Origin of the sequence: Shinella sp. BE166, from assembly GCF_051201095.1 — a bacterium.
In the GTDB taxonomy this organism is placed as follows: Bacteria; Pseudomonadota; Alphaproteobacteria; order Rhizobiales; family Rhizobiaceae; genus Shinella; species Shinella lacus.
Genome location: NZ_JBPEHL010000010.1, coordinates 207412 through 231362, shown reverse-complemented (window position 1 = coordinate 231362; position 23951 = coordinate 207412). Strand labels below are relative to the sequence as shown.

Annotated in this window: 18 protein-coding genes; 8 read left to right on the top strand and 10 right to left on the bottom strand. The window is 64.6% G+C overall.

The genetic code is table 11. The features are described 5' to 3' along the window. Positions 1-29: 29 nt before the first annotated feature. The 3 genes from J2Y63_RS23260 to J2Y63_RS23250 form a co-directional block, all read right to left on the bottom strand. Positions 30-1451: an FAD-binding oxidoreductase gene (locus J2Y63_RS23260; protein ID WP_435268015.1), complete on the bottom strand. Its 1422-nt coding sequence runs from the start codon at positions 1449-1451 to the stop codon at positions 30-32. Positions 1452-1538: 87 nt separating this feature from the next. Beyond that, positions 1539-4694, bottom strand: coding sequence for an efflux RND transporter permease subunit (locus J2Y63_RS23255; protein WP_435268014.1), 3156 nt, complete (start codon positions 4692-4694; stop codon positions 1539-1541). Next, the gene (locus tag J2Y63_RS23250) at positions 4694-5863 is read right to left on the bottom strand and encodes an efflux RND transporter periplasmic adaptor subunit (protein WP_435268013.1); all 1170 of its coding nucleotides are present in this window, start codon (positions 5861-5863) and stop codon (positions 4694-4696) included. The genes J2Y63_RS23255 and J2Y63_RS23250 overlap by 1 nt, the downstream gene beginning before the upstream one ends. Positions 5864-6162: 299 nt before the next feature. On the opposite strand from J2Y63_RS23250, the gene J2Y63_RS23245 reads away from it, so the two are divergent. From J2Y63_RS23245 to J2Y63_RS23235, 3 genes are all read left to right on the top strand, one after another. Further along, the gene (locus J2Y63_RS23245) at positions 6163-6984 is read left to right on the top strand and encodes a cyclase family protein (RefSeq protein ID WP_435268012.1); all 822 of its coding nucleotides are present in this window, start codon (positions 6163-6165) and stop codon (positions 6982-6984) included. Between the two features lie 48 nt (positions 6985-7032). Beyond that, positions 7033-7446, top strand: coding sequence for a carboxymuconolactone decarboxylase family protein (locus J2Y63_RS23240; protein WP_435268011.1), 414 nt, complete (start codon positions 7033-7035; stop codon positions 7444-7446). Positions 7447-7548: 102 nt separating this feature from the next. Beyond that, positions 7549-10008, top strand: coding sequence for an ATP-dependent helicase (locus tag J2Y63_RS23235; protein ID WP_435268030.1), 2460 nt, complete (start codon positions 7549-7551; stop codon positions 10006-10008). Positions 10009-10041: 33 nt separating this feature from the next. Here the strand turns inward: J2Y63_RS23235 and J2Y63_RS23230 are convergent, their stop codons facing one another. The 5 genes from J2Y63_RS23230 to J2Y63_RS23210 form a co-directional block, all read right to left on the bottom strand. Next, a complete protein-coding gene (locus tag J2Y63_RS23230; RefSeq protein WP_435268029.1) occupies positions 10042-11718 on the bottom strand; it encodes a methyl-accepting chemotaxis protein in 1677 nt (558 codons plus the stop codon). Between the two features lie 245 nt (positions 11719-11963). Then, positions 11964-13172: a DUF2778 domain-containing protein gene (locus J2Y63_RS23225; protein ID WP_435268010.1), complete on the bottom strand. Its 1209-nt coding sequence runs from the start codon at positions 13170-13172 to the stop codon at positions 11964-11966. Between the two features lie 253 nt (positions 13173-13425). Next, positions 13426-14844: an amidase gene (locus tag J2Y63_RS23220; protein WP_435268009.1), complete on the bottom strand. Its 1419-nt coding sequence runs from the start codon at positions 14842-14844 to the stop codon at positions 13426-13428. Positions 14845-14908: 64 nt separating this feature from the next. Next, the gene (locus tag J2Y63_RS23215; RefSeq protein ID WP_435268008.1) at positions 14909-15400 is read right to left on the bottom strand and encodes a DUF1772 domain-containing protein; all 492 of its coding nucleotides are present in this window, start codon (positions 15398-15400) and stop codon (positions 14909-14911) included. 2 nt (positions 15401-15402) lie between these two features. Continuing rightward, the gene (locus tag J2Y63_RS23210; protein ID WP_435268007.1) at positions 15403-16227 is read right to left on the bottom strand and encodes an NAD(P)H-binding protein; all 825 of its coding nucleotides are present in this window, start codon (positions 16225-16227) and stop codon (positions 15403-15405) included. Positions 16228-16325: 98 nt separating this feature from the next. Between J2Y63_RS23210 and J2Y63_RS23205 the strand changes: the two genes are divergently transcribed. Further along, positions 16326-16946, top strand: coding sequence for a TetR/AcrR family transcriptional regulator (locus J2Y63_RS23205; RefSeq protein ID WP_435268006.1), 621 nt, complete (start codon positions 16326-16328; stop codon positions 16944-16946). Positions 16947-16950: 4 nt separating this feature from the next. Here the strand turns inward: J2Y63_RS23205 and J2Y63_RS23200 are convergent, their stop codons facing one another. Then, positions 16951-18048, bottom strand: a complete 1098-nt coding sequence (locus J2Y63_RS23200) for a hypothetical protein (protein WP_435268005.1) — start codon at positions 18046-18048, stop codon at positions 16951-16953. A gap of 187 nt (positions 18049-18235) precedes the next feature. Here J2Y63_RS23200 and J2Y63_RS23195 point away from each other — a divergent pair, with 187 nt between their 5' ends. After that, positions 18236-19027 carry a DUF1194 domain-containing protein gene (locus tag J2Y63_RS23195; protein WP_435268004.1) on the top strand — a complete coding sequence of 264 codons (792 nt, stop codon included), beginning with the start codon at positions 18236-18238 and terminating at the stop codon, positions 19025-19027. A 185-nt stretch (positions 19028-19212) separates the two neighbouring features. Further along, positions 19213-20412 (top strand): aromatic ring-hydroxylating oxygenase subunit alpha, encoded by a 1200-nt coding sequence (locus J2Y63_RS23190; protein WP_435268003.1) that lies wholly within the window; start codon positions 19213-19215, stop codon positions 20410-20412. A gap of 91 nt (positions 20413-20503) precedes the next feature. On the opposite strand, the gene J2Y63_RS23185 is transcribed toward J2Y63_RS23190, so the two are convergent. Beyond that, positions 20504-21928 carry an aminotransferase gene (locus J2Y63_RS23185; RefSeq protein ID WP_435268002.1) on the bottom strand — a complete coding sequence of 475 codons (1425 nt, stop codon included), beginning with the start codon at positions 21926-21928 and terminating at the stop codon, positions 20504-20506. 236 nt (positions 21929-22164) lie between these two features. Here J2Y63_RS23185 and J2Y63_RS23180 point away from each other — a divergent pair, with 236 nt between their 5' ends. After that, positions 22165-23082: an ABC transporter permease gene (locus tag J2Y63_RS23180; protein WP_435268001.1), complete on the top strand. Its 918-nt coding sequence runs from the start codon at positions 22165-22167 to the stop codon at positions 23080-23082. Further along, entirely contained in the window at positions 23079-23903 is an 825-nt protein-coding gene (locus J2Y63_RS23175) for an ABC transporter permease (protein WP_435268000.1), read from the top strand. The genes J2Y63_RS23180 and J2Y63_RS23175 overlap by 4 nt, the downstream gene beginning before the upstream one ends. Positions 23904-23951: the final 48 nt, after the last annotated feature.

Below are 23951 nucleotides of genomic sequence, written 5' to 3'. Positions count from 1 at the left end.
AATTTCCTTCAACCACATAAGGATAACGTCTAATCGTCCGAGAGGGTCGAAAAAATCTTGCCAGGGTTCAGAATGTTGTCCGGATCGAGCGCCCGCTTGATCTGCTGCATAACGAGAACCGACCCGCCGAGCTCCCCCGGCAGGAAAGCCTGCTTACCCTGGCCGATGCCATGTTCGCCCGTGCAGGTGCCGTCCATTGCGAGCGCCCGCGCATTGAGCCGACCGACGAAGGCTTCCACCTGCTCCACATGCGCCGGGTCCTTGTCGTCGAAGACCAGGCTGACATGGAAATTGCCGTCGCCCGCATGGCCGACGATCGGCGCGAGCAGGCCGTGCTCCTCGATATCGGCCTCGGTGTCGGCTACGCAATCGGCCAGCCGCGAGATCGGCACGCAGACATCCGTCGCGATGACGGCATAACCCGGCCGCAGCGCCTTCGCCGCCCAGTAGACATTGTGCCGCGCCTTCCAGAGTTTCGCGCGTTGCTCGGCGTCCGCGGTCCACTGGAATTCACCACCGCCGAAATCCGCCGCGATCGCGCCGAACTCCTCCGATTGCAGGCGCACGCTTTCCGCATTGCCATGGAACTCGACGAAAAGCGTCGGCTGCTCCGGCAGCGTCAGGCCGGAATAGGCATTGCAGGCCTTGATCTGCAACGTGTTGACGAGCTCGATGCGGGCGACGGGGATGCCGAGCTGGATGGTCATGATCACGGCGTCGCAGGCATCCTTCAGCGTCGGGAAACCGCAGATGCCGCCGGCGATGACCGCGGGAATGCCCTGGAGGCGCAGCGTGATCGAGGTCAGCACGCCTAGTGTGCCCTCCGCGCCGACGAAGAGGCGCGTGAGATCGTAGCCGGCGGAGGATTTTCGCGCGCGCCGGGCGGTGCGGATTTCCTCGCCGGTCGCCGTCACGGCGGTCACGGCCAGCACATTGTCCTTCATCGTGCCGTAGCGCACGGCATTCGTGCCGGAGGCGCGCGTCGAGGCCATGCCGCCGATCGAGGCGTTGGCGCCGGGATCGATCGGGAAGAACAGGCCGGTATCGCGCAGATAGGTGTTCAGCTCCTCGCGGGTGATGCCGGGCTCGACGGTGCAGTCGAGATCCTCGGCATTCACTTCGAGCACGCGCTTCATGTTGTTGAAATCGATGGAAATGCCGCCGTTCGGCGCATTGACCTGCCCCTCCAGCGAGGAACCGGTGCCGAAGGGGATGACCGGCACCTTCAGCTCCGCGCAAAGGCCGACGACCGCCTTCACCTCCTCGGCAGTCTCGACGAAGACGACACCGTCGGGAAGCTGGGCGGGGATATAGGTGGTGGTGTGCGCGTGCTGGCTCCGGATCGCCTCTCCGGTCTGGAACCGCGGGCCGAAACGATCGGCGAGCCGTGCCAGCGCCTCGGCGATGCCCGCCTCGTTGCGCGCGCCGCCCTTGATATCCGTCAATGCCATCGTTTCCCCCTCACTGCCTGTGCGGGTTTACTCAGCAAATTGGCGCCCGGCTGTCCAGCCGCAATATCAGGTCATGGCCGCAGAGGCTCATTCCGCCGCCTGCGGCAGGGCGCCGTCGCCGGCCTTGGCGAGGGCGTCGGCATGCTGCAATTCGGCGGCAAGGCGTTTTTCCTCGTCCGCATGCGGGCTGGTATAGCGGGCGATCACCAGATAGGCGACGGGCGTCAGGTAGAGCGTGACGACCGTCGCAAGGCCGAGACCGCCGACCAGCACCCAGCCGAGCGAGATGCGGGCTTCAGCACCCGCACCGCTCGCCAGCACCAGCGGCACCGCGCCGACGACGGTGGCGATCATCGTCATCAGCACCGGGCGCAGGCGGATATTGGCGGCATCCTCGATGGCGCTGCGCACATCCTGGCCGCGGTCACGCAACTGGTTTGCGAATTCGACGATCAGGATGCCATTTTTCGCCATGATGCCCACGAGCAGCACGAGCCCGATCTGGCTGTAGATGTTGAGCGTCGTGCCAGTCAGGATCATCGCGAAAACGGCGCAGGCAAGGCCCAGCGGCACCGTCACCATGATGATTACGGCGCTGACGAAACTCTCGAACTGCGCAGCGAGCACCAGGAAGATGATGACGATGGCAAAGCCGAAGGTGACGAAGAGGCCGCCGGAATTTTCCTGAAGCGTCGCGGCTTCCGCCATCGGCATCAGGCGCGAGCCCTCCGGCAGCAGGGGCTCTGCCATGTCCTGCACCAGCGTCAACGCATCGCCGAGCGCCAGACCATCCTTCAGACCCGCCGAAAGCGAGACGGCGCGCAACTGCTGCTCGCGCGACAGCTGGGGCGCGACGGCGCGCTCCTCCAGCGAGGCGATGGAGGACATCGGCACGATCTTGCCGTCGCCGGTCTTGAGGAAGATGTTCTCCAGGTCCGTCGGGTCGTTGATCGGCTGCGTCGTCGAAGAGAGCTTTACGGGATAGGCCTGCCCCTCGACATAGATGTCGACGACGCTCGTGCCCTCCAGCATGGCCTGCAAGGCGGCGGAAAGGCCGGTAATGTCGATGCCGAGATCGGCGGCGCGTTCGCGGTCGACGGTGACGGAAAGCTGGGCCTGGTTGGCCTCGTAGTTCAGGCGCACGTTCTGGAAGCGGCCGCTGTCCTCGATCTTGCGCACCAGTTCGGCGGCGGCATTGCCGAGCTTGGTATAGTCGTTGCCGACGAGCGCCACCTGCAGGCCGTTGCCGGCGCCGCGGATGCCGAGACTGTTCGGCTGCATGGCGAAGGCGCGCACAGAGGGCACCGAACCGACCGCCTGGTTGATGTCCTGTACGATCTGCTGCTGCGTGCGGTCGCGCTGGTCCCACTGGGCGAGTGTGAGCACCATGAAGCCGCTGTTCGTGGAACCGCCCTGCCCCGAAATGGAGAAGATGTTGACGATTTCCCCCTTGTTGTAGAGCGGACGAAGCTTGTTTTCGATCAGCTTCATCTGCTCCTGCGCATATTCCAGCGACACGCCCTGCGGCGCGTTCACGCGCAGCATCACCATCGAGCGGTCTTCGCTTGGCGTCAGCTCCGATTTGATGGTGAAGAAGGAAGTCGCACCGGCAGCGGTGAAGAGAAGCGCAACGACGAAGACGATGAACGGCGCGCCGAGGCAGGCGCTCAGCGTCGATCGATAGAAGCGCGAGCAGGCGCCGCCTATGCGGGCGAGAAGGCCCGTATGCCCGTGCGACATATCCTTGGTCAGCATGCGTGAGGCAAGCATCGGGCATAGCGTCAGCGCCACGAAGGAGGAAAGCAGGATGGCAAAGGCGAGCACGAAGCCGAATTCGCGGAAGAGGCGCCCCGCCTGGCCCGGCAGGAAGGAGAGCGGTATGAAGACGGCGGCGAGCGTGGCGGTCGTCGCGATGACGGCGAAGAACACTTCCAGCGTGCCGAGGATGGCGGCCGCGCGCGGCTTCAGGCCTTCTGCGCGCCGCCGCACGATGTTTTCCAGCACCACGATCGCGTCGTCCACCACGAGACCGGTCGCCAGAACGATGGCGAGCAGCGTCAGGATGTTGACGGAGAAGCCAGCCATGTAGATGGCGGCGATCGTGCCGATCAGCGCGATCGGCATGCTGATCGTGGGGATGAGCGTCGCCCGCCAGTCAAGCAGGAAGAGATAGATGACGAGCGTGACGATGACGACGGCAACGACGAGCGCGATCTCCACTTCGTGGATCGCGCCATCGATGAAGACCGCGTCGTCGCTGGTGATCTTGATTTCGGTGCCCTCGGGCAGAATGGTCTCGAACTGCGCCACCATCTGCTTCACGCCGGCGGAAATATCGAGCGTGTTCGACTGCGCCTGACGGATGATGCCAAGCCCGATGCCCTGGCGCCCGTTGGAGCGCAACGCCGTCGAGCCCTCGTCCGGCCCCATCGTCACCATGGAGACGTCGCCGAGGCGCACGCGGTTCTTAATGATGAGGTTCTCGAAATCGGCCGGGGTCGCGAGGTCGGCAGTCGCGCGAACCGTGATGTCCTGGCTCTGGCTCTTCAGCGAGCCGGCCGGCACGTCGAAGGCGGCGGTCGCCAGCGCATTGCGCAGGTCCGCGACCGTCAGGCCGCGCGCCGCAAGCTTCGACTGATCGACATCGACGCGAAAAATCTTCTCCTGGTCGCCGTAGACGGCAACGTCAGCAACGCCCTCGACCGAGGCGAGCCGGTCGGTAATCTCGTTTTCGGCCAGCAGCGTCAGGTCTTCGAGCGATTGCGTATCGGAGGTCAGCGCGAGCCGCATGATCGGCTGGCTATCGGCATCGGCCTTCACGACGCGCGGTTCGTCCGCGCCATCGGGAAGCTGGTTTGCCACGCGGCCGAGCGCATCGCGCACGTCGTTTGCCGCCTGGTTGACGTCCGTCGTGTCGGAGAATTGCAGGGTGACGCGGCTGCGCTCGAAGGACGACTGCGAGGAAATGTCCTTGATGCCCTGGACGCGCGAGACCGCCCCTTCGATCACGTCCGTCAGTTCGCGGTCGACCGTTTCCGGCGAAGCGCCGTCGAATTCCGTCGAGACGCTGATGACCGGCTGGTCAACGGAGGGAAGTTCGCGGATTTCGACGCCGTTGAAGGCGGCAAGGCCGGCAACGACGATCAGCGTGTTGAGCACGAGGGCGAAGATCGGCCGGCGAATGAAAAGCGCGGTAAAACCCGCCTTGCCGGATTCGTTGACGCCGTTCCCCTCGCCCGACATTACGTACCCTCCGTCACGGAGGACGTCACCTGGCCGTCCTGCTCGGCGGTGCGCACCGCGCCGCCCGGCCGCAGCGTCTGCACGCCCTCGGTGACGATCTGGTCGCCCTCGCCGATCTCGGCCTTGATGAGCACCTTGTCCGGGTTGCGCTGGATGATGTGGATCGGCACGCGCTCGACCTTCTCGCCCTTGACGCGCCAGACATAGGAGCCTTCGGCGCTCCACTGCACGGAGAGCGGATCGACGCTCGGATAGAGATCACCGGCAAACTGCATGGTCACCTGGAAGGACATGCCGGCGCGCAGCAGGTCCTCGGGATTTTCGATGCGCGCACGCACGCGCAACGTCCGGCTCTCCTGGTCGATGCGGTTGTCGATCGCCTGTACCTTGCCGTTGAAGGTTTCGCCCGGCCGCGCGACCGCGGTCGCCGAGACGTCGCCGCCGACGCGTATGCTCGTCGCGAACCGCTCCGGCACCCAGTAGTCGACGAGGATTTCCGAGCGGTCGTCGATGCGGGCGATCGCCGTGGTGGTGGTGACGTAATCGCCGGCATTGACGGAGATGATGCCGACCACGCCGCCATAGGGCGCAGTGATATCGCGGCGGCGCAGCGTCAGTTCGGCATTCTGCAACACCAGTTCGGCCGCCTTCAGCGCGGTCTCGGCATCCTGCAATTCGGCGACGCTCATGGAGGACTTGATGCTCTGGACGCGCTTCAGCTTCTGCTGCGCGCTTTCGCGCGCCACACGCGCCTGGTCGGCGGCAATGCGCTGCTCGTCGCTGTCGAGGCGGGCGATCACCTGGCCGTGCTCCACCCGGTCGCCGGATTCGACGAGCACTTCGGTGAGGTTGCCGGTGGCGTAAGGTGTCACCGTGACGGTGCGGATCGCTTCGCCGTCGCCGATGGCGTTCAGCCGGTCGTTGACGACGGACATGGCGACGGGCTTGGTGGCGACGAGCACCGGGCCACCGCCGAAACCGCCGCGGCGGCCGCCTTCGCGGCCCCCCTCGGTCTGGCCTTCACCGGCCGGCGCGATGGCTGCGACGAGCGTGCCGGGGAGGCCCGCGGCCTCCAGCATGTCGTTCGCCCCGGGCACGAAGCGACCCCAGAGCAAGACCCCGGCCGAAATGACGCCGAGGCTTATGAGGAGCTGTTTCCAAACCCGCATGCAATCTGTCTCCGATGGAAGCGAACCGTCACCTGTTGCAGTGCGACATAGACCAAGTATCCCGCTTTGCAAATGAACGGGCAATGAAAGAATACGATCATTACCGAAATGTAAGATTGGCGGTCTGTTCTGTTACCGAAATGTAAGAAAAGGTGGAGAAATCTTCCCTCGCCACCCCCTATCCGAGCATGCGCGTGACTGGACCGATCCGGTGCGTGTGATAGCTTTCTTGCGCCAGTATGGCCGAGCCTTATTTCAGTATTGTTTCATCAACGCATTCACCGACAGGGGGAAGAACCATGTGCGACGCCTGCGTCATCGATACCGTCAAGAACCGCATGCTTTCGAGAAGAAACTTTTTCCGTGCCGCCGCTGCGGGCGCCGCAACGGTTGCGGCAGCCAGCTCCGGGGCGCTGAGCCCGGCGCTGGCGCAAGCGCCGAGCAAGGCGACGGACCTCACCCATGAACTCTACGAGGAGTTTCCGACTTTCTTCGGGCAGCAGCAGTTCTGGCGCGAGCAGAAGTTCAACTACAAGGAACACAAGTTCAATCTCTTCGAACTGCGGGTGAACGAGCACACCGGCACCCATGTCGATGCGCCGCTGCACTTTTCGGAGGACGGCAAGTCGGTCGCCGAAATTCCGGTTTCCGACCTCGTCGTGCCGCTCGCCGTCATCGATATCCGCGAGAAGGCGGCGGCGAACGCGGATGCGCAGCTGACGCCGGACGACATCAAGGCCTGGATCGCCGCCAATGGCGACCTGCCGGAAAAGGCCTGCGTGGCGCTGCTCTCCGGCTGGGACAAGCACCTCGGCACCGATAAGTTCCGCAATGCGGACGCCGAGGGCAAGATGCACTTCCCCGGCTTCCACGTCGAAGCCGTGCAGTATCTGGCGGAAAACTCCAGCGCCGTGGGCATCGCGGTCGATACGCTCTCGCTCGACTACGGCATCTCGCCGGATTTCGCGACACACTATTCCTGGCTCGCCTCGGGCCATTGGGGGCTTGAAGCGGCCGCCAATCTGGACCAGCTTCCGGCCAAGGGCGCGACCCTCATCGTCGGCGCGCCAAAAGTGCGCGGCGGCACGGGCGGCCCTGCCCGCGTGTTCGCACTGGGCTGACCCCATTGGCCGGCGGCTTTCCCGCCGGCCTTTTTTTCCGGAGGAACCATGAGCACCGTCAAGCCAGCCGAAGACATCGAAGCCGATCCGCGCGTCAAGGCGGTGTTCGACGACATCCGCGCCACCCGCAAATCGGACTTCGTCAACAATATGTGGCGCTACCTCGCCTTCGACCCGTCGCTTCTGGAGCGCACCTGGGCGGAGGTGAAGGCGGTGATGGCGACACCCTCGACGCTCGATCCGCTGGTGAAGGAATTGCTCTATATCGCCGTCTCGGTGACGAACGGGTGCAGCTACTGCGTCCATTCCCACACGGCCGCCGCCAAGGCCAAGGGCATGACGGATGCGCAATATGCCGAACTGCTCGCCATCGTCTCGCTTGCCGGCAAGACGAACCAGCTCGCCACCGCTTTCCAGCTGCCCGTGGACGCCGTCTTCGATGCGGACCGCGCCACGCCCTGAAGGGCGCGGCTTTCCACAATCTTCTGGCCAATGTTTTTCCCCGCGGAATAAAAGCAGAACGGAAAACTGGTCTTTCGAGACCGAATCACTACATTGAGCCGCATGATCAGCGGTTACGACGACATTCCCTTCTTCGACGAGGACCCGCAGCTTTCCGGAAAGCCCCCGGCGCCAAAGGAAAAGCCGGCGGGTGGTATCGCCGCGCGCGCCATGGCGGCCCGCGATGCCCACCGCGCGCCGGACTACCTCTCCGGCCTCAACCCGGAGCAGCGCGAGGCGGTGGAGACGCTCGACGGCCCGCTGCTGGTGCTCGCGGGCGCCGGCACCGGTAAGACGCGCGTGCTGACCACCCGCATCGCCCATATCCTGGCGACCGGCCGCGCCTATCCAAGCCAGATGCTGGCCGTGACCTTCACAAACAAGGCCGCGCGCGAGATGAAGGAGCGCATCGGCCTCCTCGTCGGCGGCGCTGTCGAAGGCATGCCGTGGCTCGGCACCTTCCACTCGATCGGCGTGAAGCTGCTGCGCCGCCATGCCGAACTCGTCGGCCTGCGCTCCGATTTCTCCATCCTCGACACCGACGACGTCGTGCGCCTGATCAAGCAGATCATCCAGGCCGAGGGCATCGACGACAAGCGCTGGCCGGCCAAGCAGTTCGCCGGCATGATCGACGGCTGGAAGAACAAGGGCCTCGATCCCGCGCAAATCCCCGAAGGGGACGCCCGCGCCTTCGCCAACGGCAAGGGCCGCGAACTCTACATCGCCTACCAGAACCGCCTGAAGACGCTGAATGCCTGCGATTTCGGCGACCTGCTGCTGCACCCGATCCGCCTGTTCCGCGCCAATCCGGATGTCTTGGCCGAATACCACCAGAAATTCCGCTATATCCTCGTCGACGAGTACCAGGACACCAACACCGCCCAATACATGTGGCTGCGCCTGCTGGCGCAGCGCCCCAAGGGCACGCCGCAGAACGTCTGCTGTGTGGGCGACGACGACCAGTCGATCTACGGCTGGCGCGGCGCGGAGGTGGACAACATCCTGCGCTTCGAGAAGGATTTCCCGGGCGCCCGCGTCGTCAAGCTGGAGCGCAACTACCGCTCGACGGCCCATATCCTGGGCGCTGCCGGCCACCTGATCGCGCATAACGAGGACCGGCTGGGCAAGACGCTCTTCACCGACCGCAAAGATCCTGACGACGACAAGGTCGTCGTGCATGCGGCCTGGGATTCCGAGGAAGAGGCGCGTGCCGTCGGCGAGGAAATCGAGCAGCTCCATCGCAAGCAGCACAAGCTCAACGAAATGGCGATCCTGGTGCGCGCCTCCTTCCAGATGCGCGAGTTCGAAGACCGTTTCGTCACGCTCGGCATCAACTACCGCGTCATCGGCGGCCCGCGCTTCTACGAGCGGCTCGAAATCCGTGATGCCATGGCCTATTTCCGCCTGGTCAGCCAGCCGGCCGACGACCTCGCCTTCGAGCGCATCGTCAACACGCCGAAGCGCGGCCTCGGCGACACGACGATCCGCAACCTGCACGACTATGCCCGCGCCCGCGACATACCGATGCTCGCCGCCGCATCCGACATCATCGAGACCGACGAGCTGAAGCCGAAGGCGCGCAAGGCGCTGTTCGACGTCGTCACGGATTTCCGCCGCTGGCAGTCGCTCCTGGAAACCATGCCGCACACCGACCTTGCCGAGCAGATCCTCGACGAGAGCGGCTATACGGCCATGTGGCAGGCCGACAAGTCGGCGGAAGGACCGGGGCGCCTCGACAACCTCAAGGAACTGATCCGCTCGATGGAAGCGTTCGAATCCATGCGCGGCTTCCTCGATCACGTCTCGCTGGTCATGGATGCCGAGCAGAATGCCGAGCTCGACGCCGTCTCGATCATGACGCTGCACTCGGCCAAGGGCCTCGAATTCGAGACCGTCTTCCTGCCCGGCTGGGAAGAAGGCCTGTTCCCGCACCAGCGCGCGCTCGACGAGGGCGGCCGCTCGGGCCTGGAGGAGGAGCGCCGCCTCGCCTATGTCGGTATCACGCGTGCAAAACGCCGCTGCCATATCTGGTTCGTCTCCAACCGCCGCATCCACGGCCTCTGGCAATCGACGCTCCCCTCCCGCTTCCTCGACGAACTGCCGGAAGCGCATGTGGAAGTGGCCGAGGTGGAACAGTCCTATGGCGGTTACGGCCGCGGCGGTTATGGCCAGTCGCGCTTCGACAAGCAGGAGCCGTTCCAGAACGACTACTCGTCCCCCGGTTGGCGCCGCGCCCAGGCGAACCGCACGGAAGCCACGCGCGACAACTGGGGCTCACGCTCCGGCCACGCCGTCGAGCGCGTCGGTTATGGCGAGAGCGGCCCGCGCTCGCGCATGATCGAAGGAGAACTGGTGGCGAAATCGACCACGAGCGAACCGTCGAAATTCGCCGTCGGCGACCGGGTCTTCCACCTGAAATTCGGCAACGGCAATGTCGCGGCGATCGAGGGCAACAAGCTGACGATTGATTTCGACCGCGCCGGACAGAAACGCGTGCTGGACGGTTTCGTCGAAAGGAAATGACGGGGCCATAAGAGCGGCCCCGCCTTCATTCGATCAGGAGGCCTTGCGCACCGCGCCGAGCCGGGCGGCGCGCTCTTCCGGCGTCCAGATTTCGCTTCCGTCACGGCGAAGCGTGCGACGGTTGAGTTGGAACCGATTGACAAGGTCGCTGAGCGTTATCGCACCGTCGGCCAGGGATTGGCTCGTCGAGGTCGTCCGCTCCACCATGGCGGCGTTTTCCTGAGTAATGCGGTCGACATCCGAAACAGCGGCACTGATCTCTTCGAGGCCGCTCGCCTGCTCGGCGGCAGAGGTCGCTATCGCGTCGACATTATGGTCGATCTCTTCGACGAAGTTTTCGATCTCGCGAAGGGCCCGGCCGGTCTCGCCGACGAGACGCACACCATCCTTAACTTCAGCGCTGGAATTGGTGATCAGCGTCTTGATCTCGCGGGCCGCCTTTGCGGAGCGCTGCGCCAGTTCGCGAACCTCCTGCGCAACGACCGCAAAGCCCCTGCCCGCTTCGCCCGCCCGCGCGGCCTCCACGCCTGCATTCAGCGCAAGCAGGTTGGTCTGGAACGCGATCTCGTCGATGACGCCGATGATCTGGCTGATCTCGCTTGAAGCGGCCTCGATGCGCTGCATGGCGCTCACGGTATTGTTCACGACGTCGGCGGAGCTGTTTGCCGAGGCGCGGGCGTCCTGTACGAGCTTGCGCGTCTCCCGCGTCCGGTCGGTCGAAGAACGCACGGCGACGGTTGCCTGCGTCAGTGCGGCCGCGGTTTCTTCGAGTGCTACGGCCTGTTGGCGCGTGCGTTCCGAGAGATCCTCGGCCGCCTTGCGCATCTCCTGGCCACTACGGTTCTGGATATAGGTCTGGTCGAGCACCTGCGAGAGGGTTTCCTGGAAGGCGCCGATCGAATTGTTGAAATCCCGTCGCAGCGGCTCGAATTCGCGGATGAATTCGCGGTCGATCGTCATGCGGATGTTGCATTCGGCAAGGCGCCCGAGCCCCGCGCCGATCTCCTCGATCGCCCGCACGCGCTCCGTCACGTCGGTCGCGAACTTTACCACCTTGAAGACCTTGCCATCGGCATCAAGGATCGGGTTGTAGGAGGCCTGGATATGGATACGGCTGCCACCCTTGGTGACGCGGGTGAACTGATCGGACACGAAGTGCCCTTCGGCAAGGCGCGCCCAGAAATCCTTGTAGGCTGCACTCGCCACATAGTCCGGGGCGCAGAACAGGGAATGATGCCGGCCGACGATTTCCGAAAGCTGGTAGCCGAGGGTGGCGAGGAAATTCTCGTTGGCGCCGAGGATGTCGCCCTTCGGCGTGAATTCGATGATCGCCTGTGCCCGGCTCAGCGCCGCGAGCTTGCCCTCATCCTCCATCGCCTTGCGCTTCATGGCCGTGATGTCGGTGGCGAACTTCACCACCTTCACCGGCTTCTTGCCGCGGAAGACGGGATTGTAGGAGGCCTCGATCCAGATCTCCCGGCCGCCCTTGGCGACGCGCTTGTACTGGCGCCGGTCGAAATGCCCCTCGGCAAGCCGCGCCCAGAAGGCTGCATATTCCGCCGAGCCGGCCTCCGCCGGATCGACGAACATGCGGTGGTGCTGGCCGACGACCTCCGAAAGCTCATAGCCGACGGCCTGCAAAAAATTCTCGTTGGCGTGCAGGATCCTGCCGGAAAGGTCGAATTCGATGATCGCCTGGGAGCGGTTCATCGCGGCAAGCACGGAGCGGGAATTCAATCCGAAATCGAAGGCAGTCACGTTTGGGTCCCCACGTCGATGTGGCCTAGGCAAGCCTAGCCATCAAAAGAAGTTGGTTAAATTTGACCCGAAATTCTTAGCATTTGCTAAACCAAATGGTTATTGCTCACAACATTTGGAGAAAATCTCCGCGCTCGACCGGAGAATGCAAAAAACCGGCACCAAGGGCGCCGGTTTCAGCCGTCTCGCGAAAAATGTCAGGCGCCGGCCTTGCGGTAGAGTGCAGCAAGCTGGGTGCGCGAAGACGGCAGTTCCGGCACCACGATCATCATGGTGATGTGCCCACGCTTGAAGGCGTTGAGGAACGGCTCGTAGTTCTGGAAGGCGACGCAGCCATGCGAGCCCTTCTGGTTGCGCAGGAGGTTGGTGTGCGTCAGGAGGCCCGTGCGGTTCTTCGGGTCACGCCCGTCGATGGAGGTCATGCGGATCGCCTCGACGCCGTGGAAGCGCCGCTCGCGCATCTTCAGGCGGTAGATGCCGGCCGGCGTCGGCCCGTTCATCTTGACATGCTCGTAGCGCGGATTGTCACGCATCTTGCCGATGCCGGAATGGGCGCGCAGCTTCGTGCCGTCGGGCATGTAGACCGTCGCGTTGGAGACGTCGTAGATCGCGACCCGCGTGCCCTTGCCGAGCCAGCCCGTGCCATTGCTGCTGCCGCTGCCCCCCTTGAACAGGTTGCCGAACAGCGACCGGTCGGGCTTGGCGTAGGCGACCTCTTCCTTGTCCTTGTCCTTCGCCTTTTCGCGCTTGTTGCGCGCGACCGGCTTTTCTTCTTCCACCACCACCGGCTTTTCGATGACGACGGTCTCGAGCGCGGGCTTGGCTTCCGGCAGCGGGATCTGGCTGAGGAGGTTTTCCTCTTCCGTCTGCGGCTTCTGCATGACGAGGCCGAAGGGCTGGATGTCCTTGCGGGCGGAGGTGTCCTCGACGAGCGCGGTCACCATGGCGGGCTGGCCGGTGATTGCCTTTTCCTGTTCGACGGAGCGCTCGGCGCGGGCATAGGCCGCCTCGATCAACGCCGCCTTCGCCTTCTCGCGCTTCACGGCGGAGGCGAGCTGGACCGAGATCTTGCGCTGGTGCGCGACCTGGATTGCCTCGGCGGTCAGCTGCTTCTGGCGAAGCTCGCTTTCCGAGGGCCGGGAGAGCCGCGAGAATTTCGCGATCTTCACCACCCTATCGGCGGCCTTTTCCCTGGCGGGGGTCTTGATATGGAGCGTGCCGGCAATGGCCTTCTTGCCGTCCGAAAGCGACGTTGCCGCCTCTTGCATGGCGCCGAGCGTCGAGACGACCGCCCAGGCGGACCCGGCGATGACGCCGCAGGCAAGCAATGTGCTGAGAAGGATGCCCGCGGAACGGCCCCGACGGGATTTCGACGCGGAACGCGCGGAACTGTACACAGACGCCATGATACTCGTTACCCGATACTCGTTACTCGACGCGGCCGCGGAACAGACAGTCCGAGGGCCTTTACGCTGGCGGCAGGCATCGGGGCCACGCGCCCCGGACTTCTGCCGAACGAGCAAAGAATGACGAAATATGGTAAGCAATTCCTAAACGGCGCCTCGTGTTTTTGAAGGAATCCGCCGGGGTGTCCTCACCGCCCGGCAAGGCTGCCTGTCACGAGAATGCGGCGATGACGTGGCCTTACGCCCCGCATCCCTAAAACTGGGGAGGCCGGGCGAGCCAGTCGGTGGCCTTTTCATAGGCCGCGGCGGCCGCCAGAACGTCGCGATCGGCCCGCGCACGGCCGATGATCTGGATGCCCGCGGGCAGCCCGTTTGCCCCGAAACCGGCCGGCATTGCGGCGACGGGAAGGCCAGCGAGCGTCGGCCCGATGACCACTTCCATCCAGCGGTGATAGGTGTCCATCGCCCGCCCGTCGATCGCCTTCGGCCAGTCCAGCTCGGCATCGAAGGGGAAGACCTGGGCCGAGGGCAGGATGAGGAAATCGTAGCGCTCGAAGAGGCCTGCGACGTAGCGGTGCCAGTCGCTGCGGCCAAGCGATGCCGTATAGACCTCCGCCGCCGAAAGCGCACGGCCGTTATCGACCTCCCAGAGCATCTCCGGCTTCATGTTTGCGCGCCGCGCCGGATCGTCATAGTCGGCGGCCTGCCCGCCGGCCACGAGGAAATGACGAAGCGTGCGCCAGGTCTGCCACAGCCGCGCCATGTCGAAGCCCGGCGCGACCTCCTCCACCGTGCAGCCGAGCCGCCGGAAGACGTCGAGCGTCTCGCGGCAAAGCTCCAGCACGCCCGGCTCGAACGGCAGGTAACCGCCGAAATCGCCGAGCCAGCCGATGCGGGCGCCGGATAGATCGCGGCTCCCGTCCAGCGAGAGATCCTCGTCGATCAACGACAGCGGGTCGCGCGGATCATGCCCCGCCTGCGTCGCGAGAAGGGCCGCGACATCGGCGACGCTGCGCCCCATCGGGCCGTTGACGGCGAGCTGGCCGAGGAAAAGCTCGTTGCCAAGCGAGGGCACGCGGCCGAAGGACGGGCGGAAGCCGACGACATTGTTGAAGCCGGCGGGGTTGCGCAGCGACCCCATCATGTCGCTGCCATCGGCGACCGGCAGCAGCCGCGCCGCAAGCGCCGCCGCTGCACCGCCGGAGGAGCCACCGGCGCTCTTGCCCGTGTCGTAGGGGTTACGCGTGACGCCGAAGACCGGATTGTAGCTGTGCGAACCGAGGCCCATTTCCGGCGCGTTGGTCTTGCCGATGACGATGGCGCCGGCCGCCCGGATGCGTTCGACATGGATGTCGTCATAGTCCGGCACGAAATCCGCATAGTTGGCCGAGCCGAAGGAGCAGAGGATGCCCTTCGCCTCGGAGAGATCCTTCACCGCGAAGGGCAGGCCGTGCAGCCAGCCGCGATAGTCTCCCGCCGCGAGCGCACGGTCGGCCTCTTCCGCCTCAGCCAACAGGTCTTCCGCCGGGCGGAGGCTGACGATGGCGTTGATGCGCGGATTGATCGCCTCGATGCGGGCAAGGTAGGCCACCATGACGCTTCGGCAAGCGAGCCTGCGCTCGGCGATGGCGGCGGAAAGGGCAAGGGCGGAAAGGTCGGTTATGTCCTGCAAGGTCGGCTCCGGCGGTCTCTGATGCAAGAGCTAGCAGGCCGAAGGGGCGAGCGCCAGCCCGGCCTCAGCCGAGCGGCACCCCCTGGCGGAAGGCGAGCGCGAAAAGCCCGACGGCGGCAAGCGAGCCGAGCGTGCGCACATGGTTCCATGGCGTCCAGACATCGAGATAGCGCTGCCAGAGCGCCGCCTGCTCCGCGCTGCCGGCGGGGACTGCGGCGAGCGCATCATTGAGCGGCACGTTGAAGACCATCGTCACGCCGATGACCGCGACGAGGAAGACCACGCCGCCGGCCAAGGCCATCAGCCCGCCGGCCCCGCCCTGCAGGAAGCCGATGACGACGAGCAGCAGCGACAGAGCCGCGGCACCGAAGAAGGCAGTGGCAAACCATGGATTCAGGATGACGACATTGATGGCGTTCATCGCCGCCGCCCCTTCTGCCGGCGTCAGGCGCGCGAAGGCGGCCATGATCCAGACGGAAAAGATGAAAAACAGGCCGGCATTAAGCGCTGCCGCAAGGGTGGCGAAAAAGGTCAGGATGGGGAAAACGCTTGCCATGATCAGGTCCTCCAGAAACCGGTTGCGGCGACATCGCGGGCGAAATCTGCAAAATCGCGCGGCGGCCGGCCGAGCACCTGCTCGATGTCGGTCCTGAGCGACTCGTTGCGCCCGTCGAGCACCGAGCCGAACAGGTAGGTGACGAGCCAGATGACATCCTCCGGAATGCCGGCCTCGCGCAGGATGCCAGCATAGGCCTCGACGGTCACCGGCGTATAAGCAATCGCGCGCCCGCCCGCCGCGGAAAACTCCGCCAGCGCCTCGCGAAAGGTCATCAGCCGCGGGCCGGTCAGTTCATAGGTCCTTCCGGCATGCCCCTCCTCCGTCAGTGCCGCCACCGCCACGTCGGCAATGTCGCGCGTGTCGACGAAGGGCTCGCGCACCGTGCTGGAGGGCAGCACCAGCTCGCCCGCCAAAATCTGTTCGGCAAACAGGCCCTCGCTGAAATTCTGGAAGAACCAGCTGCCGCGCAGCACGGTCCAGGGGATGCCCGCCTCCTTCATCGCCTCCTCGCTCGCCTCCGCCGCATCCTCGCCGCGGCCGGAAAGCAGCACGATGCGCTGGACGCCCGCCTCGGCGGCGAGGCGGGAGAGCCGGCGGATATCGTCGTCCGAGCCCGGCACCGCGAGATCCGGTTGATAGGCGATGTAGAGCGCATCCACGCCCGCAAGCACCGCCGGCCAACCGGATGCATCGCGCCAGTCGAACGGGATTTCCGCCGAGCGCGAGCCCAGCCGGACCGTATATCCCTTTTCCCGCAGTCTTTCGGCAATCGGCCGCCCCGTCTTGCCTTCACCGCCCAGAAGCAGAATGCGCTTGTTCGTCATATCTCCACTCTCCAAAATGTGAGTATCACTCATGTTTGCAAAATGTGAGAAATCCTCGTATTTGTCAAGCGCGATTATTCGAGCCTTTGGAGCAGATGGTGGAACGAGAGCCGAGCGAAACGCAGATGCGCCGCGCGCCGACCCAGAAACGCAGCCGCGAGCGGGTGGACGCCATCCTTGCGAATGCGACGGAAATGATTGCCGAAACGGGCAGCGATGCGTTGCGCATGAGCGAGCTCGCCCAGCGCACGGGCATCTCGATCGGCTCGCTCTACCAATATTTTCCCGACAAGAGCGCCGTGGTGCATGCACTCGCCGAACGCTGCAACGAGGACAGCCGCGCCTGCATCGCCGAAGGCCTCGCCGCCGTCGAAAGCATGGACGATCTCGCCACCGCCTTCGCCAGCCTGATCGATACCTATTACGCGATCTTCCTCGCCGAACCCGTCATCCGCGACATCTGGTCGGCCGTGCAGGCGGATGGCGCGCTGCGGGCCATGGAGGCAGAGGAAAGCCGGCGCAACGGCGCTCTGCTCGCCGCGCAGCTCACGGCGCTGCGACCACGCGCCGATCCGCAAAAGATCGAGGCGACCGCCCTTCTCGTCATGCATCTCGGCGAGGCGACCATGCGCCTTGCCGTCTCGGTCGCACGGGCGGAAGGCGACCGGCTTGTCGAGGCCTACAAGCGCATGGCGATCCGCGAGCTGACGGCGCTTTAAGCCATCAGGCGCGTTTGCGGGCGCGGCGCTGTTCCAGCACGTCGGCGGCTTCCAGCAGCGTATCGAAGACGTAGGAGATCTTCTCGCCGCGCGTGTCGCCATACCAGATCTGCGGCACCATCACGCGGAAGCGGGTCTCCAGCAGATCGGCGAGCGCCTCGGTGTCCCCCATCCATTCGAGCATGTCGGCATAGAGGTTCATCACGCTTGGCGCCGGGAAGCGGGCAAGCAGGTCCTCGAAGCCCTGCTTGACGAGGGCCGGATCGCAGAGCGTGTCGGCAAGCTCATGATCGCCGACATCGGTGTTCGCCTGCTGGATCAGCGCATATAAGCCGAGACCGAAACGCTCCCGGGTCAGTTCGACCGCCCGCCGCGCAAAGTTTTCGAGGTCCTGCGCGTCGCGGCCGAGCCAGCGCGGCATGATCATGCGGGCATGCGCCCGGCAGAGATCGACATTGTAGCGGTCCAGCAGCCAGGCCCGCTCGAAACGCGCCTTGAAGATCTCGAAGCTGCCCTCGTTCGCCGCGCGGCGGTAATCGCTCATCCGCCAGCTGAAATTCTCCGGGTCCGGATGGCTGTCGAGCACGTCGTCCGCTTCCTTCAAAAGCTCCTCGTAGCTCTTCCACTGCTCCGGCCGCACGAAACGTCCATAGGCGGTGCCGCGCCGCGCGAAGGCGGTTACGCGCAGCGCATCGGCATAGGTGGCGGCGGAAAACGGCGACGGGCTACGCTGGAAGAACGCCCGGAACGGCTTGAGCATGTCCTCATGTGCCGGCGCCTCCTCGTCCGGCAGCTCCAGGAAGGGTTCGAAGAACCAGTCCTTCACCAGGGAATAATGCGGCCGGCCGCTTTCCGCGATCACGCCGCCGGCCCGCGCGGCCTCGAAGGCGCGCTGGTAGGCCTCGAAATCGCCGTTGCCCCAGGCGATCCGCATGGCGTCGCGCTGCGGAACGAGGGCCGGAATCTCGTCATAGAGGTCGACGAGGTAGAGATCGTAGTCGCGGACAAGCTGTTCCTGCGGCGAAAGCGGCTCCGCGGGAGCGCTCTCCGCCCGGCCGAACATCCTGTTGCGAAGCGTGCTGAAAATATCCTTGAAGCCCATCTCGATCTGCTTTCTCTGCCCGAAGGCAAGTCCCGTTCCCGGCGTCCGAAAATCGCTGGAACAGCAATCTGACGGTCGCGGGCGGGCGGCTATTCGCCGGCATCACCGATTTTTGAACTGTGCCCGTCCTTTCCTTCCGCGGTTCGTGATACATTTGCCGTCTGGGATATGCACATAGGTGACGGCCATGCTGACAACGCTTGCCTTGCTGATGAGCCTGACGGCCGGCGCCGAGATCGCCGCCGCCTCCGACCAGGAGGTCGATGTGGAGCTGGTGCTCGCGGTCGACGTCTCCGGTTCGATGGACCTGGAGGAGGCGCAGGTGCAGCGCGCCGGCTACGTGGATGCGCTTCGACACCCCGATTTCGTCAATGCCGTGCGCGACGGCCTGACCGGCCGCATCGCCATCAGCTATTTCGAATGGGCCGGCACGATCCGCGACAGTTCGCACCTGCCCTGGCAGATCATCTCCGGGCCGGAGGACGCCAAGGCCTTCGCCGCCCAGCTGGAAGCCCGCCCGATCGCCACGCGCCGCGGCACGTCGATCTCCGGCGCCATCGTCTACGGCGCGAAACTCTTCGATGGGAACGGCTATTCCGGCATGCGCCGCGTCATCGATGTCTCCGGCGACGGCCCGAACAACTTTGGGCCGCCCGTGACGCCGGCCCGCGATGCCGCCACCGCGCTCGGCATCATCATCAACGGCCTCGCCATAATGATCCGCCCCTCGGCCGCCTATGGTTCGCTCGACGACTATTATTCGAACTGCGTGATCGGCGGCCCCGGCGCTTTCGTCCTGCCGGTGCAGGAGCCGGAGGATTTCGCCATCGCCATCCGCCGCAAGCTGATCCTCGAAGTCAGCGGCGCCGAACCGCCCGCCCGCGTGATCCGCACCGCCGGCGAAAGCGCCGATTGCATGATCGGCGAGAAGCTGAGGCCCAGCTACATGGAACGCTACTACCCGGAACTCGACCGGTAACGCGCGTCAAAGCCCGCCGTTAAGCTGCGGCACCGACGCGGTTTTCGCCGAAAATCAGCCCCTCCCCGGCCGCGCCGCGACCGGGTTTTTCCTGATTCAAAAACAACAGCTCTTCGCAAGCTATTCCTTTTGAACGGAAATTGTGCTTATATTGAATGAACGTTCAGCAAAATAAGGGGAGCGACATGAACGAGATGATCCGCGATATCAATGTTCCGAACGACTGGGACAGGAGCGGACTTCCGGGCTGGTGCTACCATAGCCCCGCCCTGCTGGAGCTCGAAAAGCAGCATGTCTTCCGCGAGCACTGGCAGATCGCCTGCCACGTCTCCGACATTCCCGAGCCCGGCAACTACCTCGCTATGGATGTCGTCGGCGAGCGCGCGCTCATCCTGCGTGGGCAGGACGGCACCGTGCGCGCCTTCCACAATATCTGCCGCCACCGCGGCTCGCGCCTCGTCGCAGACGAAAAGGGCAGCTGCCGCAACGCGCTCGTCTGTCCCTTCCACGGCTGGGTTTACAATCTCGACGGTACCTTGCGCGGCGCCGCCCGCCCGCGCAGCTTCCCGCCGCTCGACAAGAACGAATTCGCGCTGAAAGCGCTCGAATGCGAGATCTGGCAGGGTTTCGTCTTCATCCGCTTCGCGCCCGGCCCCCAGCCCTCCGTCGCCGAACTGATGAAGCCCTTCGAGGACGAACTTTCGCACTACCGGTCCGAGGAGATGGTGCCGACCGGCGGCATCTGGACGCAGGAAAGCCCGGTCAACTGGAAGTCCGTGCGCGACGTCGACAACGAGGGCTACCATGTCGCGATGGCCCACCCGGCCCTTCAGGACCTCTACGGCTCGACCTATTACGACGAGCCCTTCGTCGACGGCCTCTGCCGGTCCTTCGCCACCTACAATCCCCATGCCGGCCGGCGCTGGAGCGTGCGCAACTACGTCAAGATCTCGCAGGAGAACCCGCGGCTTCCCGAACGGCTGCGCAAGGCCTGGATCTATTTCGGCCTGTTCCCCAACTGCGTCATTGCAGTGACGCCGGAGACCATGCAATTCTACCAGGAGTTCCCCATCGGCGTCGGCAAGACGCTGCTGCGCGGCGGCATCTACCGCTACCGTGACGAGGACCGCGCCCAGCGCCTCGCCCGCTACCTCGCCTATCGCATCGACCGCGACACGCAGTCCGAGGACGTGCAGCTCACCGTCTGGTCGAACGAGGCGATGACCTCCAACGCTTTCGCCGGCTTCTACCTCTCCGATCTCGAATATGGCGTGCGCACCCATCACGACCACATTCGCAAGGTGCTGCCGGTGGTGACGCTGAAGGAGGCACCGGAGGAGAAGGCGATGGCGGAAGTCAATGCCGGCCTGGTCGAAAGCCGCTAAACGACCGACATGAAAAAGAGGCCCGCTTTCGCGGGCCTCAAACGTTTGGACCAGGGAATGTCGGTCCAAACAGGGTCTTGTGCGGAAGGGCTCAGCCCTTCCAGAGCCCTTCGCGGGTCAGGTCGTCCATGGTGAGCTCGATGCCGCGGCGCAGGATGGCCGCCATGTCGTCGATCTGCGCGGTGGAGATGGTGAGCGGCGGCGACATCACGCACATGCTGATGAGCGGGCGCACCAGGAGGCCGAGTTCCTGGCAGTGCCGGTCGATGCGTTTTCCCACTTCGAGATCGAGCGTCAGCGGATTGTTGCTGACCCGGTCGGCGACGCATTCGACGCAGGCCATCAGCCCGAGGCCGCGCACCTCGCCGACGAGCGGCAGGTCTTCCAGCGCTTTGAGGCTCGTCTGGAAATGGTCGGACACCGCCCGTGCATGTGCCAAAAGACCGCCCTCCAGAATGTCGAGGTTCTTCAGCGCCACGGCGCAGCCGACCGGATGGCTGGAATAGGTCAGCCCATGCGCGAACATCGCTTCGGAATGGTTGGAGCGGCGCAGTTCCTCGAACAGCCGGCCCGCAATCATCACGCCGCCGAGCGGGAAATAACCGGACGTGACGCCCTTGGCGAAGGTGATCATGTCCGGCTCGATATCGAAGACATCCTTCGACGCGAAGATATGGCCGAGGCGCCCGAAGGCCGTCACCACCTCGTCGGCGATGAAGAGAATGTCGTTGGCCCGGCAAAGCGCATGCATGCGCTTGAGGTAGCCGGGCGGCGGCACGATGACGCCGCCGGAGGCCATGACGGGCTCGGCGATGAAGGCGCCGATATTCTCGGCCCCCTTCTCCTCGATGACGCGGCGGAATTCTTCCACGAGGAAATCGCAGAAGGCCTCGACGCTCATGCCCTCCGGCCGGCGGAAGGGGTCCGGGCAGGAAAGCTTGACGACGAGGTCGGACGCGCTGTCCATCCAGTCATGGTCACGCGGCCGGCCGTTCAGCGAGGCGGAAAGATAGGTCGAGCCGTGATAGCCGCCCTGCCGCGAGACGATCAGCTTCTTCTCCGGCCGGCCCTTCACATTGTTGGCGAACTGCATGAAGCGCAGCGCCGTCTCGACCGCCGACGAGCCGCCCGTCGTGTAGAAGACGTGGTCGACGCCGTCAGGCGCATGCTCGGCAAGCCGTGCGGACAGCACGGCGGAGGGCGTGTTCGTCGTGTACCAGGGCGAATTGTAGGAAAGCTCCATGGCCTGCGAGGCCATGACGTCGGCCAGTTCCTTGTTGCGATGGCCGGCATTGACGCACCACATGCCGGCAGGCCCGTCGATCAGCTTTCGGCCGCTGGCATCCGTCACATAGATGCCCTCGCCCGCTTCGATGCGCCCGCGCGCCTCGGCACCGATCGAGCCCGACACTGGCCAGGGCTGCACGAGATGGCGCTCGGCCAGCCGGGTGATCTCGTCGCCGGCCGCCTCGTCGGCACGCAGGTTCTCGTTCGCCGTCTTCGGAATTGCCGCCATGTCCCGCTCCATCGATTATTTACCAGGAAGATTCCGACCACAACAATATGAAAGATTTTACATTTCCCAATCATATTGAATGTTCGTTCAATCAATATTGCAGAAGTGGGGCTTGATTTCAACGGGGATTCGGGCGCATGTTGTCATTAGGGAACACACAAAGCCGAAAAGGCGCACCACATGGGAACGGGAAGTCTCACGCTCTATGAATGTTGCCGCGACCGGAGCCCCGCTCCATGACGGCGGCGGCGTTCGACAGGATCGCTGACACGCCCGCCCCGGCAAAACGCCGGGCCTGGACACGCAGCGAAGAGGCCCGCGGCCTCGCCATGATCTCGCCGACCTTCCTCTATGCGCTGGCGCTGCTTTTTCTCCCGGTCCTCATCGTCATCGCCTACAGTTTCTGGACCCAGAACTATCTCGACATCGACCGCACCTTCACGCTGGAAAACTACCGCCAGGCGCTGACCGAACCGATCTACCGCGACCTCTTCATCCGCTCGCTGTGGATCTCGCTGACGGTGAGCGTGGTCACAGTCGTCTTCTCCTACCCCATCGCCTGGTTCATCTCCTTCCACGGCGGGGTGCACAAGAACCTCTGGCTCTTCCTCGTCACCGTGCCGTGCTGGACGAGCTATCTGCTGCGCGTCATGTCGTGGAAGGTCATCCTCGGTTATGGCGGCGTCATGAACACCGGCCTCATCTCGATGGGCCTCATCGACAAGCCGGTGACCTCGCTCCTCTACAATTCCAACGCCGTCGTCATCACGCTGGTGCACAGCTGGGCCGCCTTCGCCATCCTGCCGATCTACGTCTCGCTGCAGAAGATCGACCGCACCTATATCGAGGCCGCGCGCGACCTCGGCGACAGTCGGCTGCGCGCCTTCTTCCGCGTCACCCTGCCGCTGTCGCTCCCAGGCGTCGTCTCCGCCTTCCTCATCGTGATGATCCCGACCGTCGGCGACTACGTGACGCCACGCCTCGTCGGCGGCAAGGACGGCGTGATGATCGCGACCGCCATCCAGGCGCAGTTCGGCAAGGGCGCGAACTGGCCGCTCGGCGCCGCCCTCTCCGTCACGACCATGATCCTCGTCTCGCTCGCCGCCGCCGCCGTCGTGCTCGCGCTGAAGTTCACCGTCAGGAGGATCAAATGAGCCTCCTCACGCAGCGCCTGCGCTTCATTCCGTGGCTGCCCGTCTATGTCGCGGTCTATTTCCTCTTCCTCTACCTGCCGATCCTGCTGCTGCCGGTCTTCTCCTTCAACAATGCGGCGACGACCACCTTCCCGCTCGCCGGCTTCACCACCAAGTGGTACGCCTCGCTCGCCGGCAATTCGGTGATGATGGAAGCGGCCTGGAACAGCCTGGTCGTCGGCATCTCGGTGGCGCTGCTCTCCACCGTGCTCGGCATCTGCGCGGCCCGCGCCATCACGCGCTACAGGTTCCGCGGCCAGAGGACGGCGGCCGGCCTCATCATGGCGCCGCTCTTCCTGCCGGAAATCATCGTCGCGGTCTCGCTGCTGATGATCGTGCTGGCCATGGGCATCGAGCTCTCGCTCGTCACCGTCATCCTCGGCCAGACCGTGTTCTGCGTGCCCTATGCGATGTCGGTGTTGGTCTCGGGCTTCGAAGGCTTCGACCGCAGCCTGGAAGAGGCCTCCTACGATCTCGGCGAAACAGCGATCGGCACGTTCCGGCGCGTCACGCTGCCGGTCGTGGCGCCTGCCATCGTCTCCAGCCTGCTCGTCACCTTCACCATCTCGCTCGACGAGTTCATCCTCGCCTTCTTCCTGTCCGGCACCGCGCCGACACTGCCGGTCTATATCTGGGGCCAGTTGCGTTTTGCCGCCAAGCTGCCCGGCGTGCTGGCGCTCGGCACGATTATGCTCGTCGCCTCGATCCTGATGCTGACCCTCGCCGAAATCCTGCGCCGCCGTGCCGAAAAACGCACGCAGCTGGCGCTCATGCTGCCTTAGAGCAGGTCTGGTTCAGACTGAACCAGACCTGCTCTAGATTCTTTTGTT

Coding starts and splice junctions, on each gene's coding strand:
- J2Y63_RS23260 (WP_435268015.1), bottom strand. CDS start 1,451: ATGGCATTGACGGATATCAAGGGCGGCGCGCGCAACGAGGCGGGCATC.
- J2Y63_RS23255 (WP_435268014.1), bottom strand. CDS start 4,694: ATGTCGGGCGAGGGGAACGGCGTCAACGAATCCGGCAAGGCGGGTTTT.
- J2Y63_RS23250 (WP_435268013.1), bottom strand. CDS start 5,863: ATGCGGGTTTGGAAACAGCTCCTCATAAGCCTCGGCGTCATTTCGGCC.
- J2Y63_RS23245 (WP_435268012.1), top strand. CDS start 6,163: ATGTGCGACGCCTGCGTCATCGATACCGTCAAGAACCGCATGCTTTCG.
- J2Y63_RS23240 (WP_435268011.1), top strand. CDS start 7,033: ATGAGCACCGTCAAGCCAGCCGAAGACATCGAAGCCGATCCGCGCGTC.
- J2Y63_RS23235 (WP_435268030.1), top strand. CDS start 7,549: ATGATCAGCGGTTACGACGACATTCCCTTCTTCGACGAGGACCCGCAG.
- J2Y63_RS23230 (WP_435268029.1), bottom strand. CDS start 11,718: ATGAACCGCTCCCAGGCGATCATCGAATTCGACCTTTCCGGCAGGATC.
- J2Y63_RS23225 (WP_435268010.1), bottom strand. CDS start 13,172: ATGGCGTCTGTGTACAGTTCCGCGCGTTCCGCGTCGAAATCCCGTCGG.
- J2Y63_RS23215 (WP_435268008.1), bottom strand. CDS start 15,400: ATGGCAAGCGTTTTCCCCATCCTGACCTTTTTCGCCACCCTTGCGGCA.
- J2Y63_RS23210 (WP_435268007.1), bottom strand. CDS start 16,227: ATGACGAACAAGCGCATTCTGCTTCTGGGCGGTGAAGGCAAGACGGGG.
- J2Y63_RS23200 (WP_435268005.1), bottom strand. CDS start 18,048: ATGGGCTTCAAGGATATTTTCAGCACGCTTCGCAACAGGATGTTCGGC.
- J2Y63_RS23195 (WP_435268004.1), top strand. CDS start 18,236: ATGCTGACAACGCTTGCCTTGCTGATGAGCCTGACGGCCGGCGCCGAG.
- J2Y63_RS23190 (WP_435268003.1), top strand. CDS start 19,213: ATGAACGAGATGATCCGCGATATCAATGTTCCGAACGACTGGGACAGG.
- J2Y63_RS23185 (WP_435268002.1), bottom strand. CDS start 21,928: ATGGCGGCAATTCCGAAGACGGCGAACGAGAACCTGCGTGCCGACGAG.
- J2Y63_RS23180 (WP_435268001.1), top strand. CDS start 22,165: ATGACGGCGGCGGCGTTCGACAGGATCGCTGACACGCCCGCCCCGGCA.
- J2Y63_RS23175 (WP_435268000.1), top strand. CDS start 23,079: ATGAGCCTCCTCACGCAGCGCCTGCGCTTCATTCCGTGGCTGCCCGTC.